General features: G+C 50.8%; 11 protein-coding genes. 4 read left to right on the forward strand and 7 right to left on the reverse strand.

The window, feature by feature from the left end:
• Positions 1 to 95: 95 nt before the first annotated feature.
• The 5 genes from KDM90_RS10900 to modA all read right to left on the reverse strand — a co-directional run bounded on the left by KDM90_RS10900 (position 96) and on the right by modA (position 8,320).
• Positions 96 to 4,856 carry an NAD-glutamate dehydrogenase gene (locus KDM90_RS10900; protein ID WP_212675635.1) on the reverse strand — a complete coding sequence of 1,587 codons (4,761 nt, stop codon included), beginning with the start codon at positions 4,854 to 4,856 and terminating at the stop codon, positions 96 to 98.
• A 366-nt stretch (positions 4,857 to 5,222) separates the two neighbouring features.
• Entirely contained in the window at positions 5,223 to 6,038 is an 816-nt protein-coding gene (locus KDM90_RS10905) for a TOBE domain-containing protein (protein WP_230409739.1), read from the reverse strand.
• A 95-nt stretch (positions 6,039 to 6,133) separates the two neighbouring features.
• On the reverse strand, positions 6,134 to 6,805 hold the full coding sequence (locus KDM90_RS10910; protein ID WP_212675636.1) for a sulfate/molybdate ABC transporter ATP-binding protein: 672 nt from the start codon (positions 6,803 to 6,805) through the stop codon (positions 6,134 to 6,136).
• A gap of 36 nt (positions 6,806 to 6,841) precedes the next feature.
• Complete coding sequence (gene modB / locus KDM90_RS10915; protein ID WP_212675637.1) at positions 6,842 to 7,537, reverse strand: molybdate ABC transporter permease subunit; 696 nt, start codon at positions 7,535 to 7,537, stop codon at positions 6,842 to 6,844.
• Between the two features lie 15 nt (positions 7,538 to 7,552).
• Entirely contained in the window at positions 7,553 to 8,320 is a 768-nt protein-coding gene (gene modA / locus KDM90_RS10920) for a molybdate ABC transporter substrate-binding protein (RefSeq protein ID WP_212675638.1), read from the reverse strand.
• Positions 8,321 to 8,551: 231 nt separating this feature from the next.
• On the opposite strand from modA, the gene KDM90_RS10925 reads away from it, so the two are divergent.
• From KDM90_RS10925 to KDM90_RS10935, 3 genes are all read left to right on the forward strand, one after another.
• Positions 8,552 to 9,067 (forward strand): hypothetical protein, encoded by a 516-nt coding sequence (locus KDM90_RS10925; protein ID WP_212675639.1) that lies wholly within the window; start codon positions 8,552 to 8,554, stop codon positions 9,065 to 9,067.
• Between the two features lie 69 nt (positions 9,068 to 9,136).
• A complete protein-coding gene (locus KDM90_RS10930; RefSeq protein ID WP_212675640.1) occupies positions 9,137 to 10,627 on the forward strand; it encodes a tetratricopeptide repeat protein in 1,491 nt (496 codons plus the stop codon).
• Positions 10,628 to 10,705: 78 nt separating this feature from the next.
• Positions 10,706 to 11,113, forward strand: coding sequence for a hypothetical protein (locus tag KDM90_RS10935; protein WP_212675641.1), 408 nt, complete (start codon positions 10,706 to 10,708; stop codon positions 11,111 to 11,113).
• 107 nt (positions 11,114 to 11,220) lie between these two features.
• Here KDM90_RS10935 and KDM90_RS10940 read toward each other — a convergent pair whose 3' ends face one another.
• Both KDM90_RS10940 and KDM90_RS10945 read right to left on the reverse strand, forming a co-directional pair.
• Entirely contained in the window at positions 11,221 to 11,562 is a 342-nt protein-coding gene (locus tag KDM90_RS10940) for a TfoX/Sxy family DNA transformation protein (protein WP_230409740.1), read from the reverse strand.
• Positions 11,563 to 11,613: 51 nt separating this feature from the next.
• Complete coding sequence (locus KDM90_RS10945) at positions 11,614 to 13,548, reverse strand: Xaa-Pro dipeptidyl-peptidase (protein WP_212675642.1); 1,935 nt, start codon at positions 13,546 to 13,548, stop codon at positions 11,614 to 11,616.
• A 304-nt stretch (positions 13,549 to 13,852) separates the two neighbouring features.
• On the opposite strand from KDM90_RS10945, the gene KDM90_RS10950 reads away from it, so the two are divergent.
• Complete coding sequence (locus KDM90_RS10950; protein WP_212675643.1) at positions 13,853 to 16,084, forward strand: NHL repeat-containing protein; 2,232 nt, start codon at positions 13,853 to 13,855, stop codon at positions 16,082 to 16,084.
• Positions 16,085 to 16,177: the final 93 nt, after the last annotated feature.

Raw genomic sequence — 16,177 nt, forward strand, 5'->3', positions numbered from 1 at the left:
GAATGGAGTAATCATTAATTCCATATGTGCCACGAAGGCAAAACATATGAAAGGGAGGGCACTAATCGTGACCTCCCTTCAAGCTACATTCAACCTCAAGCCAACCCACGCAACTCCCGCAACGCCACAGACACCGGTGCCAAATCCGCCCCCTGCGTCGTAATCGTCGCCAACAATTGATTCAACTTCGCAATCGCTGCGGTGTGTTGTTCGCGCCATGTTGCGATGTCTTCTTGGCGTGATAGCAGTGATTTGGTGACTTGGCTGGCGATCGAATACACGTCGTCGCGGGCGCTGCCGCGGGCTTGTGTTTGCCATAGCGTGTCGGTTGGTAGGCGATTGATTTGATCACGCCAGCCGGTTAAGCCTAGTTCGGCGTCGACACCAAAATAGGTGCGCGCTGCTTTTTCTAAATCGCTGCCTGTGCTTTGTGCGAGGTCGACTAAATCCAGCGCTGGGAAGATGAATTCCAAGGCGGCGAGATTTTCGGCGAGGCCTGCTTCAACACCTGCTTGGACCAAGGCTGCGCTGGCTTCTTGCAGGCTGGCGTAGGCAGCTGCTGGCAACCATGTGGAGACGTTGGCGCGTAGTTCGCGTGCACCTGGTTGGTAACGTTGGATCAGCGTTGGCAAGTCGGCGTTTTGAGTGCGGGCACGTAGCATCCAACGTGAGGCGCGTTGTGCAATCGCTGTCAATTTGCTGAGCAAGTCTAATTGCAGTTTGGAATCGACTTTGTAATCCAAGGCGTCGATTTGATCCCACAGCGCTTCTAAGTCAAAAATCTCGCGTGCTAAAGTGAAGGCGCGGATCACATCGGCGGCGGAAGCGGCGGCTTCTGAGGCGATGAAATTGACAAAGGTCGCGCCAGTGCGATTGACCACGGTGTTGGTGATGAAGGTGGCGATGATCTCACGCTTCAATTGGTGATTGGCAATCGCTTCTGGGAACTTCTCTGATAAAACTTGTGGGAAGTAGGCCTTCAAAGCGCGGCTGAAGAATGGGTCGTCTGGCAAATTAGACGCGACCAATTCATCAAACACCGCCATCTTGGCGTAGGCTAAGACGACTGCGTTTTCTGGTGCGGTGAGGCCTTGTTTGTGGGCGCGACGACGAGCGATTTCTTCATCCGATGGAAGGAATTCAATCGCACGGTTTAAGCGACCTTGGCGCTCTAAGGTTTGCATCAATCGTTGCTGACCATCGAGGACATACAGCGGACGATGGCAAGCGATGTCGAGTGCTTGGCCTTGGTAGTAGTTGTCGGTTAACACCAAATGGCCGACTTCATCGGTCATCGAGGCTAACAAATCATTACGTTGTTTGAGCGTGAGATCGCCTGCTTCGGTGATCGCGCCAACCAAGATCTTGATATTGACTTCGTGATCGGAGCAATCGACACCGGCGGAATTATCAATCGCGTCGGTGTAGATGCGACCACCTTTTTGCGCGAATTCGATACGACCGTTTTGGGTGCAACCGAGGTTACCGCCTTCTGCCAAGACTTTGCAACGCAGCTCGTTACCATTGACGCGGAAAGCATCGCTGGATTTGTCGCCGACTTGGGCATGGGTTTCAAACGTGGCTTTAACGTAGGTGCCGATACCGCCGTTGTAGAGCAAATCGACAGGCGCTTGCAAGATCGCTTTGAGCAATTCGACAGGCGTGAGTTCTGCGGTCTCGATGCCTAACACAGCGCGCGCTTCTGGGCTGAGGCTAATTGATTTAGCACCACGTGGATAGACGCCGCCGCCTTTGGAGATTAAGTCTTTGTTGTAATCATCCCAGCTGGAGCGCGGTAGATTGAACATGCGTTGGCGTTCAGCGAATGACTTAGCGACATCCGGATTTGGGTCGATGAAAATATGGCGGTGATCGAATGCCAATACCAACTTAATTTGTTCGGATAAGAGCATGCCGTTACCAAACACGTCGCCCGACATATCGCCGATACCTGCCACGGTGAATGGCGTGGTTTGGGTGTTGTGACCGAAAGAGCGGAAATGACGTTTGACCGATTCCCATGCGCCACGTGCGGTGATGCCCATTTTTTTGTGGTCGTAACCGACGGAGCCACCAGAGGCAAATGCATCGCCTAGCCAGAAGCCGTAATCGGCTGAAACACCATTCGCGATATCAGAGAAAGTTGCCGTACCTTTGTCGGCAGCAACCACCAAATATGGATCATCTGGATCATGGCGTACCACTTTGGTCGGTGGTACGACATTACCTTTGACGATGTTGTCGGTCACGTCTAACAGGCCTGACAAGAAGATCTTGTAGCATGCCACGCCTTCGGCTTGGTAGGCTTCGCGATCTGACATTGCAGGTGGATTTTTGAGGACGAAACCACCTTTAGAGCCGACTGGCACAATGACGGTATTTTTAACTTGCTGCGCTTTGACCAAACCAAGAATCTCGGTACGGAAATCTTCACGACGATCTGACCAACGCAGACCACCGCGCGCGACTTTGCCGCCGCGTAAATGCACACCTTCGACACGTGGGGAATAGACCCAGATTTCGAATAATGGTTTTGGTTCTGGCACGCCTGGTACTTCGCGTGGATTGAGTTTGAAACTCATGTAAGGCTTGAACGCACCGGTCTCTGTGGTTTGCCACAAGTTAGTACGTAGCGTTGCCAAAATCGTGGCGATGAATTGGCGTAAGATGCGGTCTTCATCCAGACTCGCAACTTGGCTCATCGCTGCTTCGATTTGTTCGCGGATGTGTTTTTGTGCTGCATCACGATCACCAACAAAATCAGGCTTAAAGCGTGCGCCGAATAATTCAGCGATCAATTGCGTAATGCCGCTGTTTTTGTTCAAAGCCGCTTCGATATAGTTTTGGCTGTAAGCGAAACCGAGTTGTTTGAAATAGCGTGAGCATGCACGCAAGACCGCGATAGAGCGAGCATCGAGTGCGGTGTTCAATACCAAACGATTCAGATCATCACTCTCAACTTCACCACGCCATGCTTGGCAGAACAGTTCTTCAAAACGGGCTTTGACCGCAGCCAGATCAGTTTCGACTGGCAATTGCAAACCCAGATCATGAATCCATAATTCGCTAGCGCCATCTGCTACGTGGTAAGGATGTTCGTCGAGTACACGTGCGCCCATGCGTTCTAGCACAGGTAGAGAATCGGACAAGGCGACTTTAGAGGTGTTGTAAATCTTAAATCGCAACAAACCCGCGACGGCATCTAAAGGACGATACAGCTTAACTGCCAATGGCGCGGCATTTGATAAGCCTGCCAAGATATCGGCGTCTTCAGCACCTGCTTGTGGGGAGAAGTCTTCGCGATAGGCGCTTGGGAAAGCATTCGCAAAACGATTCGCCAAATCCAAACCACGGCCTTCACCATGCGTGCGCAAGAGTTCGTTGCTGCAATCATCTTCCCAACGTTGTGCGAGTTTGGCGATGCGGGCTTCGAGCGCAGACACGTTCACATTCAACGGCGCATCGGCTTTGGCACGAACCAAATAGTGAATACGCGCTAAAGGACTATCGGTCAGCATCGGTGTGAATTCGATCGATTGACCATCTAAGGCGCTCATCAATTCGCTACTGATCTTGACGCGCAATTCGGTGTTGTAGCGATCACGCGGCACAAACACTTGTGCCGAAGTGAAGCGACCAAACGGATCACGGCGCAAGAACAGACGCACACGCTGACGCTCTTGCAAACGCAAAATACCAATCGCGTGATCGGTCAAGGTAGCGGTATCGACTTGGAATAATTCATCACGTGGATAATCATCAAGAATCGATTGCAATGCTTTAGCGGCATGGCTCTCAGGCACGACACCTGCGGCACTCATCACAGCAGCAGTGCGTTGGCGTACTTGTGGAATCTCACTCACTGCTGCGGAATACGCGGTGGAAGTGTAGAGACCGAGGAAGCGCGATTCACCAATCACTTGACCGGCATCGTTAAAGCGTTTGACCGCGATGTAATCGAGCCATGCTGGGCGATGCACGGTGGCGCGTGTCATAGCTTTGGTGACTAAGACCGTTTCGTCGGAATCGATCAATGCCACAACTTCAGGCGGCAATAAGGTTTCGTTGGTATTGACCTTGCCACGCAAAATGCCGAGGCCAGAATCTGGCAATGCCACCAAACTAACTTGATTGCCATTGCGTTTGAGTTCGTAATCACGCGCACCCAAGAAAGTGAAATGACGATCTTCTAACCAGCGCAAAAAGGCGATACCTTCGCCGTGGCTGTGATGCGTGCCGGTGAATTTTTCTGAGGCAGTGATGAGTTCTTTGACGCGGCCTAACATTGGCTGCCAATCAACCACGGCGCTACGCACATCGGCGAGCACATGCATCAAATCATCAACTAAGGCTTGTTGATCAGCGGCGCTGACGATGCGATCGCATTCGACCAAGATTAAGGATTCCACCGGATCATTACGGCCAGCGGCAGTCGCCGCAGCGACGGTACTGACTTCGGCAATGCTGCCATCGGCATTGCGCGCCACGCTCATTAAAGGATGCACGATCCAGTGCGCGGTGCGACCTGTGCGGTTAATCGCCATCGTGACGGAATCGACCAAGAACGGCATATTGTCGTTCACGATCTGCACCACGGTGTGCTCGCTGACAAAGCCATCTTCTGCCAAACTAGGGTTAAACACGCGGATCTTCGGCGTATTCGCTGCGCGCGGTGTATCTAACAAGCGCCAATGCGCGTTCGCCAGGGCAAACAAATTCGCCGCGCCACGGGCGGTGATTTCATCGGGATCGGTGTTTTCAAAATAAGCAGCGATAAAGCCGCCTTGACGTTTGCTGGCTGAGCCAGAATGTTCTTGGGCATATGCCATGAGTTCGGCAAAATGGGATGAGGTCATGCTTGTTCCTTACTTGTTTAAAGTTCAAGAAGTGCCAATTGTTTTAGTTTTAATGTTTGATTGCACACACTTTCTGGGTAAGAAAGCGGGCAATCAAACCTAGTGGAAAGTCTCTAGAAATTCCCATATTGCAAGTATCCTCCATTCGGCAAGGAATGACAAATTTGAGAGCGGTTTTTCGAGGAGATCAATACCACCTGACAAAGTGGCGTCAGTGTAGCTTTAATTGAAATTGGCAGGCGGTAAGACCAGTCGGTGAAATACGATTGTTTGGTTTAGATCAAATGCCTGTCGCGCGATCAGCAGCGGGTCTGATTGGAATATCTGACTGGGCGGATTTGGATGCCTTCTCGTTTGCCACTCTCCTCAAGCTGGCACGCCCAAAATCACACTCGATGCTTTGAAAATGCCGGTTGCGGTTTGCCCGACTTGTAGCGCCAATGCATGACAACTTTCATTTGTGATGGTGGCGGCGAGCGTCGCGCCGCCGGGGAGTTCGAGTACGATTTCGGTATTCACGGCGCCTTCTTGGATGCGCACAATATGGCCTTGGAGTTGATTGCGTGCCGATAGGCGTTGTGACTCACCGGCGCTAAGCAAGATGATGGAGGAAGATTTGATCAAGGCGAACACCTCAACACCGACTTGCAGCGCGAGCTCTTCGGTACTCTCATGACTGATATTAGCGACCATCGTCTGTCCGCCCGCTATGCTAAGGAGGATTTCGTCATTCACAGCGCCACGTTTGATTTGGGTGATGACACCTCGGTATTGATTGCGCACACTGGTTTTCATATTCATTTTTTTGAGCAGTAGAAAGTCGTCGGCCAACTTGTCGGCATGTTGCGCTAGTTGTTGGATAAATTGTTGATGCTCTTGTTCAATCAGCTTGAAGTTATCGACCAACTGCTGACCACGCTGCGTCAGGCGCGTGCCACCGCCACCTTTGCCGCCGGTAACACGCTCAACTAAGGGTTCGCCCGCCAAGTTATTCATGGTATCGATCGCATCCCATGCTGCTTTGTAGCTCATCTTGATTGCTTTCGCTGCTTGCGTGATGGAACCAGACTCGGCGATGTGGGCAAGGAGTTCGATTCGATTTTTTCCACCAAAATTTTCTCCATCGACGGCTAGCCAGACGGCGCCTTGCAGACTCATCGTTTGATTTTTGGGTGTACTCATGCTCTTCTTTCTTGTCATCACCGTTTATCGTGCGTCGGGTTTTTCATATTTTGCTTGCGTGTGGAATTCCTCCAACCGCTCTACGCATCAGGTAGTCAAGACCTAGGTAGGAGACTGCCATTTTTCATGTGCAAGACTTGCTCCCCGAAAACGGCGGCGTCATCGGGATCATGGGTAATTAATAACATAGGAACTTGCAGCTCCTTTTGTAGTTGATCTAACTCTGCCCGCATGACACGCCGCAAATGGACATCCAGCGCGGCAAAGGGTTCATCAAGCAGCAAAGCTGTCGGTTGCGCGATTAAAGCGCGCGCCAACGCTGTTCTTTGTTTTTGCCCGCCCGAGAGTTGATGCGGTAGTTGCTGCGCAACGGCGCGCAGTTGAAATACATTCAGCCAATATTCGACTTGAGGATCGGCGAACTCTGGTTTCGGATTGCGCCATCCTTGCACCAAACCAAAAGCGATATTTTGACGGACATTAAGATGCGGAAACAGCGCGTAATCTTGGAATAGATAAGCAACGCGGCGCTGCTGCGGCGACAAGTGAATGCCTTGTTGTTGGTCGTAAAAAACCGACTCGCCTAGCAAGATTTGTCCGGCGTCGGGTCGCATCAATCCGGCAATCGCTTTGAGGGTAAGACTTTTACCCGCGCCCGATTCCCCCAAAATCACAATACGCTGTGCATCCGTATCCAAACGGACGTCCAGTGAAAATGTGTGTTCACGGCTACGGAAGGTTTTTTGTATGTTGAGATGAAATCGCATGGCTAGTTTAAATTCACTGGAAAGTAGGCCGATTACTTAGATCTCATGACTGCGATGGCCGACGCGCCCTGGGGCGAGTCGATTGGCGCTCAATAGCACGATGATACAAACTAGCGAGGTGACCAACACCAAGAGATTCGCCCCCTCATCGTTACCCGCTTGGACGGCTTCGTAGATCGCGATCGACAGTGTCTGAGTCTGTCCGGGAATGCTACCCGCCACCATCAAGGTTGCGCCAAATTCACCCAAGGCTCTCGCAAAGCCAAGTAGGACGCCTGCCATGATGCCACGCCAAGCCAAAGGTAAACTAACCCGAAAAAAGATCGCAAACTCCGATACACCGAGCACGCGCGCGGCTTGTTCTAGTTGACTATCAATCGCTTCAAACGCAGCTCGTGCGGGTTTAAATACCAAGGGAAAGGCAACAATAGAGGCAGCAACCACGGCCCCCTGCCAAGTGAAAATAAAACTAAAGCCGAAATGATCGTGTAACCAAGCACCGAGCCAACTACGGCGACCGAGGAGAACCAACAGATAGTAGCCGAGCACTGTCGGTGGCATCACCATTGGCAAGGTCAGTAGTGTGTCCAACAAATCGCGTCCCCAAAACCGCCAACGTGCAAGCGCATAGCCGACCGAAACACCTAATACGATATTGATCAACGTCGCCACTCCTGCCACTTTGAGTGACAGGAAGACCGCGGTCCAATCTAAGTTTGTAAGGTGGTCCATTGGCGGGTGCGATGATCAAGGTTTCAGGAAGCCGTACTTCACGAGTATCGCTTGACCGGCTGCGGAGCTAACAAATTGAATGAATCGTTTGGCTTCTTCGCTATGCTTGCTGTCTTTAATCGGCGCTATGGGATAAGCAATCACGCTGTCGAGAGAGATCTCAAAGGCGACTTTGATCTTGTCACGCAGAATCGTCGCATCGCTCGCGTACACAAATCCGGCATCCACCTCGCCACGCGCAACATAGTCCAACGACTGGCGCACATTTTGGGTAGAGATCATTTTGTTTTCCAAGGCAGGCCACAATTTGGCTGCGCTCATCGCTTGAACCGCATAACGTCCCACTGGTACGCTGGCGGGCAAGCCCAGGGCTATTCGCTTTACCGCGACTTGATTCAGATCTTGTAATTGCTTGAACGCGAATTGGCTATCCGTCGGCACAATGAGTACCAAGCGATTGTGCGCAAAGTCATGCCGTCCCGCTGACACAATCAAGCCCTGTTTTTCTGCGGCATCCATCGTCTCTTGGTCGGCAGAAGCGAAGACATCCACGGGTGCGCCTTTGGCTATTTGCTGCAATAAAGCTCCCGAAGCTGCAAAATTCAGATTCACTTTCGCATCAGGATAATGGGTTTGATAGATCTGGGCGATGTCTTTAAATGCGTTGGTCAGACTCGCGGCAGCAGAGACCGTGACCTCCCCTGCCCAAGCATGCTGAACACTGATCAATACCATCACCGCACCGAAACACCTACGTCCCCATTTCCCACACCAATTTAGCATATTGTCTCCCGCGAGCCTTGCTATCAAAAAGCGTAATATACACTGATATATAACGCTTGCGTTGAACGAAGTAAGGACACGGAATGCGTGTTGCAAATACTTGATTTGTATCAGAAAAATAAAATTACATCATGTCTAGATGGCATACAATCTCGGCAACCCTTGATCGGGATCGCGCAATTTAATCTAGCTCGCATCGCTTTCTTCCCACTTGTCTACCCAAGATTGTTTATGAAAAACGGCATTTATCAAGCGCTCACAGCGCCCCTAGAATTACGCCAGAGTAGTCCAGGCTGGAGCTACACAATTGCTGTTTGCTGGTTAGTGTTAGGTTATTATCTTATTCAGTACCAAAAAAACTATAACGAACGGGAACGGTTACAAGAACCCGTGCAGGCTAAAGTACAATTCCTAAGTGCCCAATGCCAATTAAAAAGTGGTCGCAATTCACCCGCTTTTTTGAACCAGACTTACACCTACCAAGTACCGCACCAGACGCAAACTTACGAAGTAGTTGACTCGATTCGCTATCACACAATGGCGAAGTGTGAGGCTGCGTTACCGGATGCCAGCAAGCTTGCGTCACGCTCATTCGTCTGGTTCGACAACACCCGCCATGCGAAAGCGCGCTGGGACTTAGAGGAAGGTTCGTTCACGTCCATTTATTGGTTCACGGGCCTCGGCTTTGTTCTATTAGTCGGATTAGGAATCTATGGACAACGCCATCAGCGGGCGATGAAAAAATAGAGCTCGCTGTCCTCGCGAATTTGCTTGCGTTTGCTTGCATTTGCTTCGACATTCCTTTCTAATCTTGGCATGAACACGCCAAATTCCAACGCACCAGCGCTCTTTCAACAAGCCTATGGACTGCACCAGCAGGGCAAAATCCAACAAGCGAAACTGCTTTATGAGCAAATTATTGCGATGGCACCTGAGACCTCCGATGCCTATTTATTGTTGGGAGTGATTGCGCAGCAAACGCGCGACTCAGCCCTGGCTATTCGCTACTTCGAGACGGTGATACAGCAACAACCCAATTTTGCCGTGACGTATTGCCATATGGGCGTGGCACAGAAGAGTCTGGGCTTACGCGATCAAGCGCTGAAAAGCTATGACCAAGCCATCGCGCTTGACCCTCGCTTGGCGGATGCGTTTTACAATCGCGGGATTTTGAGAGCAGAGATGCGTCAGTATGAAGCCGCGCTGCAGGACTACGATGCGGCGATTGCTGTACGCCCGCACTATCCAGAGGCTTACTGTAACCGTGGTATCGCCTTACGCCAATTACATCGACTCGAAGAAGCCCTTGCAAGCTATCAACAAGCACTGACCTTGAAACCCAATTTGGTCGATGCCCTGTACAACCGCGGTCTGTGCTGGTTGCAGCTCGGTGATTTTGCGCAAGGATGGCCGGCGTATGAATGGCGCTGGCAATGCCAAGGAATTAGCGCATCCAAAAATCGCAGAGAATTCGTTGCGCCATTATGGTTAGGTGAGCAGAATTTGTCGGGAAAAACCATCTACGTGTATAGCGAGCAGGGATTGGGCGACACATTGCAATTTTGCCGGTATCTCACTATCCTCAAGGCGATGGGAGCATCCGTGATACTCGAAGTGCAAGCACCTTTGCTCAGCCTACTGCAACACATCGAAGGTCTGGATCAATGCATGACTCGTCCAGCCATTTATCCACCGATGGACTATCAAATTCCCTTGATGAGCCTACCTTTGGCATGTGAGACGAATCAAGTTACGGCTATTCCTGCGCCTGCTGCATACCTTTATGCCGATCCCATCAAATTAGCGAATTGGCAGCAACGCTTAGGCCAATTAACTGGACTCAAAGTTGGCCTAGTTTGGAGCGGTAGTGCCAGTCACAAAAACGACCAACAGCGTAGTATCGATTTATCTCAATTGCTGTCCTCTTTACCACAGCAAAGTGACGCAATCCATTACATCAGTTTGCAAAAAGAATACCGCGAAGCCGATACCGTGACCCTGCGTGCACATCCTGAAGTCATGGATTTTGCGGCAGAGTTACAGGATTTTTCAGATACCGCCGCTCTTTGTCAGGCACTCGATTTGGTCATTAGTGTCGATACCAGCGTTGCCCATTTAGCGGGTGGCTTAGGCAAACCCGTCTTGTTACTCTTGCCGTGGATCGCCGATTGGCGTTGGTTAGATCATCGCGACGATAGTCCTTGGTATCCCAGCTTCCATTTAATGCGGCAGTCCCGCGCGAACGATTGGGATGCGGTGTTGGCGCAACTACCCACAAGGTTGCAGCAACACCTTGTATTGAAATAAACCACACCCAAGATCGACGAACAGAGTTTTTGCTTGGGGTACAAAAATCGATGAAACGACACAGAGGACATTCGAGAGATGCTCGACTATCTGCAACGCATGCTGACACTCGCCGCCAACAAGGAACTTCAAGGTATCCATTTTTGGGCTAGCGTGTATGTCAGTTTTGTATTGTGTGGTACCGCTCTGCACATTCTACGGGTGCGTCGGTGGCCTTCTGTCACTGGTCGCCTTTTGCAATTAGGAATACGACCGCTTGGCTCATTGGGGATCAATGAGAGCGGTCGTACCCACCAAGGCTTCATTCCTAACGCACTGTATGAATACGAAGTGGGCGGGCAGCAGTATCGTGGCTCAGAGCTCTCGATCTGGAAAATGTCCGCATCGGGTTTCTTAAAAAAACAGTACGAGATTCTTGCCATCCTTAGTGGATGCCGATACGCAGGCACAAGTTCAAGTCTACTACAACCCAAAGCGACCGCATAAAAGCGTGTTTCTCAGACCGGGTTGGTTTGGCTTGGGGCTGACGCAAGTTGGACTGATCTTGGTACCAGCGTTTTATGTGTGGCGCTGGTAAATTTTTCAAGGTAGCGCTAGGCCATCCCCATTTCTTCTAAACGCATCAGGATTTCCAAGCGGCGCTCCTTCTTAATTTCTAGCCAGTGACGCTGCTCTTGCGCCCCCATAATAGCGTACAGCAAATTCAGACTCGTCGAGGGAAAACGTCGTTTGAGACTTTGATACAAAAAATAAGGATCGGCACTGTAGAGATCTCTTACAGTCACGATGCCGACATCTCTCAGCATGCTACTAGATTTAGGACCCAAGCCGGGGAGATGCTCTAAGGTGATTGGCTGTTTCATTTGCGCGTGATCTAAGTCAGACCCGTCCGACAATGTATTCCGCTTCCCGCTCCAGCCTTGCCGATTAGACATGGGTAAGGCTGGAGCATGATCAAAACATGAGGAAATACCTTGAATGGAAGCTTAATTTTTCAAAATTTTTTTCAAACTATCTGCACCACCCACCACCGGTAAGGCCAAGCTCGTTTGTTTGAGATCGACACTTAACTCGGTGCCAGCCTTTGGCCACAAAGTGAAATCTTGATCACTCGCCATAATCATCAAAGCCAAGCGTTTGCCCGCCGGAATAATGCGATCCATAGGCTGTAAATCGAAGGTCAAATCAACAAACTTATTTGGCAGCAACGGCGTTCCGGGTAATTTCGAATCATAATTGCCTGATTTCGTTAGGGAACGATGATTTTGTGGGTCCGCCCATCCGCGCGTGACGACCCCAACTTGTCCATTGGATCCGACGACTTTGTCGTCAAACGGGAGTGTCACTAACCACACAGACAGATTCGTTGCTGGTTTGCTCGCAGCAACACGCAAAGTAATCGTGGGAGTGCCCGACAAATGCACGGATTCGCTTAATTCTGGCGTCGCGTACAACAAGCGATGGGGGGATTGTTCTGCTTGGGCTAACACGCCGCCTTTGAATTGCACATCATCGACGAGTTTTTCTACCACTGACTTACTGAGTGCTTTCAAGCCCAAACTGCCGGCTTGATTGCCACCCGATCCCAAGTAAAGTTGGACCGCACTCGCTTCTGGATTGGGGAAATCAAGATACGGTGTTGGTGGTGTCCCACGCTCAAGATTTTCACGAACGATCATCGCGCGTGCGTCGCGTTCAACGCCATTATCCACACCGTACAAATAGTGTGAAAACCATCGATTGCGCATTTCCAAAGGTGGGGTGCCACCGCCATGACCGCCTTGGTGCAAATACAATTGGGTGGGTACGCCCTGCTTTTTAAGCGCTTCATAAATGCGAATGGAATGCTCGGGTACTACGTTCCAATCTTGCTGACCATGAGCGAGCAAGGTGGCGGCTTTGACACCTTTAATCTTGGTTAGCAGATCACGCTCTGCCCAAAAATCATTGTAGTCCCCTTGTTTTCGATCGAACTTGGCGGGGTACAAGCCGTCGCGGATGGTCGCATTGCAGTAAGCACGCTTTTCTGGCGCGCCGCTGTAAATAAAGTCATATAACTGATCGATGTCTTCCCCCAAATAGCCGCCGGGGTGACGCACCAAACCATTACTTCGATAATAATGATAGTAAGACGTGTTGGGCGCAATCGGAATAATCGCTTCAAGACCCGCCACACCCGTGGTTGCAGCAGCGAGTGGAATCGTGCCGTTGTATGAGGTGCCTGTCATGCCGACTTTACCGCTCGCCCAACTGGCTTTCACCTCAAGCTCGCCGTCGATTGTCGTGTAGCCTTTTGCACGACCATTAAGCCAATCGATCACGGCTTTTGGTGCGAGCTCTTCTGGTGCACCGCCCACAGTAGGGCAACCTTGAGACAATCCTGTACCCGGTGCCTCCGAGTGTACAACTGCGAATCCGCGCGGCAGCCATGTGTCGATTTCCGTTTTGGAAATTTCTGGACGGACAGGGATAAATTTCGCTTGTTCATTGACGGGACGCGGTGGTGGTGCTTCCCCTAGCTCGTGTTTCACGTCCCACATTTTTTGGTTCTTCATCGTTCCCGCGAAATACGGCGAGGATTCGTACACAACTGCCACTTTCAGACCCTCTGTTTCGGTTTGCTGTGGTCGCGTGACGTCAACATGAACACGGTCTTTCTTGCCATCGCCATCGCTATCAAATTCGGTCTCGACCCAAAGCTCTTGTTTTATCCATTTGGTTTTGTCTTGAAAACCTGGGACGATCTGGGCCTGGCCATTAAAGAAAGTAGGGACACTTTTTTGTACGAGCGTTTCGCCTTTATTCTCACTTGTACTCGCAGGTGTTTGCGCATACGCGAGGCTACTCAATGCGAATGCAAGGGCTAGGCTGATCGCCTTGACGGGGAAATGATCCGATAATGAAATGTCAGAATGATTCATGTGATGGGATAAGTGTTGAATTGACGTTGATTGTGGTCGATACAGGAAGGATGCCGACAATTCTAGCCCTCCCATGCCTCTCAGACTACGATTATGCCAAGAAGTTTAATCTAAATATATTAAATATTGTGCGGCATCGAATGCCATGCTGACTTACGCATCAATCATGCCGAAATCCGCCGATATCGACCGAAACCAAGCGATCTCGACAGCAGAACTTGGCCTCGCGTTGGTCGTGCCAAAGACTTGCAAGTTCTACCGAAGTTGCTATGCTGCGCGTCCTTGCTATCCAAACTGATTTCCTATGCAACGCCGTACTGTACTTATTCTCTCCTCCACCTTGCTCATCTCTGGGTTGTCTTTGTCGGCCTATTTTTGGTTGAAACCCGAAACCGTACAACACGCGCAATCGATCTTTAAAAAGAAACCGATAGTCACCCGTTTTGATTGGGACGCAGAATTAGAAAGCTATCTCAGTAGCTATGTTTTCAAGGAACTCCCCACCCAACAGCAGACACTGAGCGATCCGTTTGGGATCGTCGTTGACCGGGCTGGCAATCTATTCATCGCGGATGCGGGCGAACACAATCGCATCTTAAAGATGAACAAGGCAGGGGAAATCAGCGTGTTTGCAGGCGGCACCGAAGGCTATGCGGATAGCCCCAGCGAAGGCAAAGGAAACGCGCAGTTCCACACACCGTCTGGCCTCGCAATTGATACGTCTGGCAATCTCTACGTCGCGGATACCGGCAATCATCGAATTCGCAAAATTAGCAAGGACGGCATCGTGACAACGCTTGCTGGGAATGGACAAGCTGGCTTTCGTGATGGCAATGCAGGCGAGGCAGAATTTAACGGCCCTATCGGCGTCGCGGTTAGCAAAGAAGGTTATGTCTATGTCGCTGACACTTATAACGACAGGATACGCGTGATTTCACCCGCCGGGGTTGTGACCACTCTGGCTGGCGGCGACAGTCCCGGCATGCAAGATGGGGTCGGCTCCTTAGCGCGCTTTGATACACCCAGTCACATCGTGATCGATAGCCAAGGAGCGCTGATCGTCACCGACACCCGCAACAACGCGGTCAGAAAAATTCTGCCGAATGGCGATGTCAGCACGCTCATTAGCAGCGACCCCAAAGATCGCGATGCCCTGCTACGTCGTCCGGTTGGCCTTGCGATCACCCATGATGATCATGTCTATGTGAGCGAACTTTCACATGGCCGAATTCTACAAATCGCGCCTGACGGTCGAGTTCGTGGTTTAACGGGTGTCGATATTGATATCATTCCCGGTGATGACACCAGCCCCCGTCTGAATAGTCCTGTCGGGATCGCAGTCGATCGCGATGGTCATTTATTGGTCAGTGATAATGGTAAGTCGATGCTGCATCGTGTCAGGCAGCGCGGTGTGACAACAACGGACTCGATAGCACCACGTGCGGTCAGTGTGACCGAACCAGTTGCGCCATTGGTCTCTTCGACGCTATGGCCTTTATTGCCACAGGACAAACCACATGAGGTAGTTGGCACCATAGGTGAGGTGCGCGGGAATTATGAGGGAGAAAGTCGCGATCATTTTCATCGCGGTGTGGACATGCAAGCCGCAATGGGCGATGCGGTCGTTGCCATCAAAGAAGAAAAAGTAAGTTCTCCTGTGTCAGCATGGGCGGCAACAACCATCAACGAAGGGATGCGTGTCAACAAACTTTCCTACATCCATATGAAGGTGGGGCGCAGCCTAAAGGAAACACCTCTTGATGCGCAGAAATTTCAGCTGATTAAAGATCCACAAGGAAAATTGCAGCAAGTTCGCGTTCGGCGTGGCACACGCTTTCATGTGGGAGAAAGCCTCGGAACTGTCAATAGCATGTACCACGTCCATCTCAACTATGCACCGCAGGGGGACGTTGTGAATCCATTGCGGCTCAATTTTATCGGTTTTCAGGACAGTGTCGCGCCACAAATCACCCGAATCGATATCGCTGACCGTGATGGCAAAATCCTCGACAAACCGGTGCCTGTGAGACCTGTGACGCACATATCCAAGTCGAAGACGGGCAAAAAGCAAAGAATCGCGCCACTCCCATCCCTTGCGTCGACAGAACCCCTAAGATTGTCACGCAATTTGGAAGAGGTCAGCATCATCGTCGATGCCTACGATCAAGCCGACGGCAATATGGCGCGAAGACGCCTGGGTTTGTATGAACTCGGCTATCAAATAGTCGATGCGGACGGCAAAGCTTTGCCTGGTTTTGAGCAAGCAAACATGACGATACGTTTTAATCATTTGCCAGCTGATGAAGAGGCGGTCAAAGTCGCTTATGCTGAAAATAGTGGGATCACTGTGCATGGGAATGCTAGTACCAAGTTCCTCTACAACGTCACGAATGCGATTCACGATGGCCATGCCACGATTCAATTTTGGAAAATCAAAGACTTGCCTGCTGGCGAATACCAGATTCGTATTGTTGCCAAGGACTATGCGGGCAATCTCGCGGTAGGCAAAACAAGTTTGCGCGTGGTGCTCGACTAGGTCTGCGATATTAACTAGCTGACTTCTTCGCGCACAAAGTGTAGGATGACTTCGACAAGGCAAACGGAGTCATCCATCAGCCTTACACCTTTT

The sequence above is a fragment of the Affinundibacterium fentianense genome (assembly GCF_018139545.1).
GTDB classification, from domain to species: Bacteria; Pseudomonadota; Gammaproteobacteria; order Burkholderiales; family Burkholderiaceae_D; genus Undibacterium; species Undibacterium fentianense.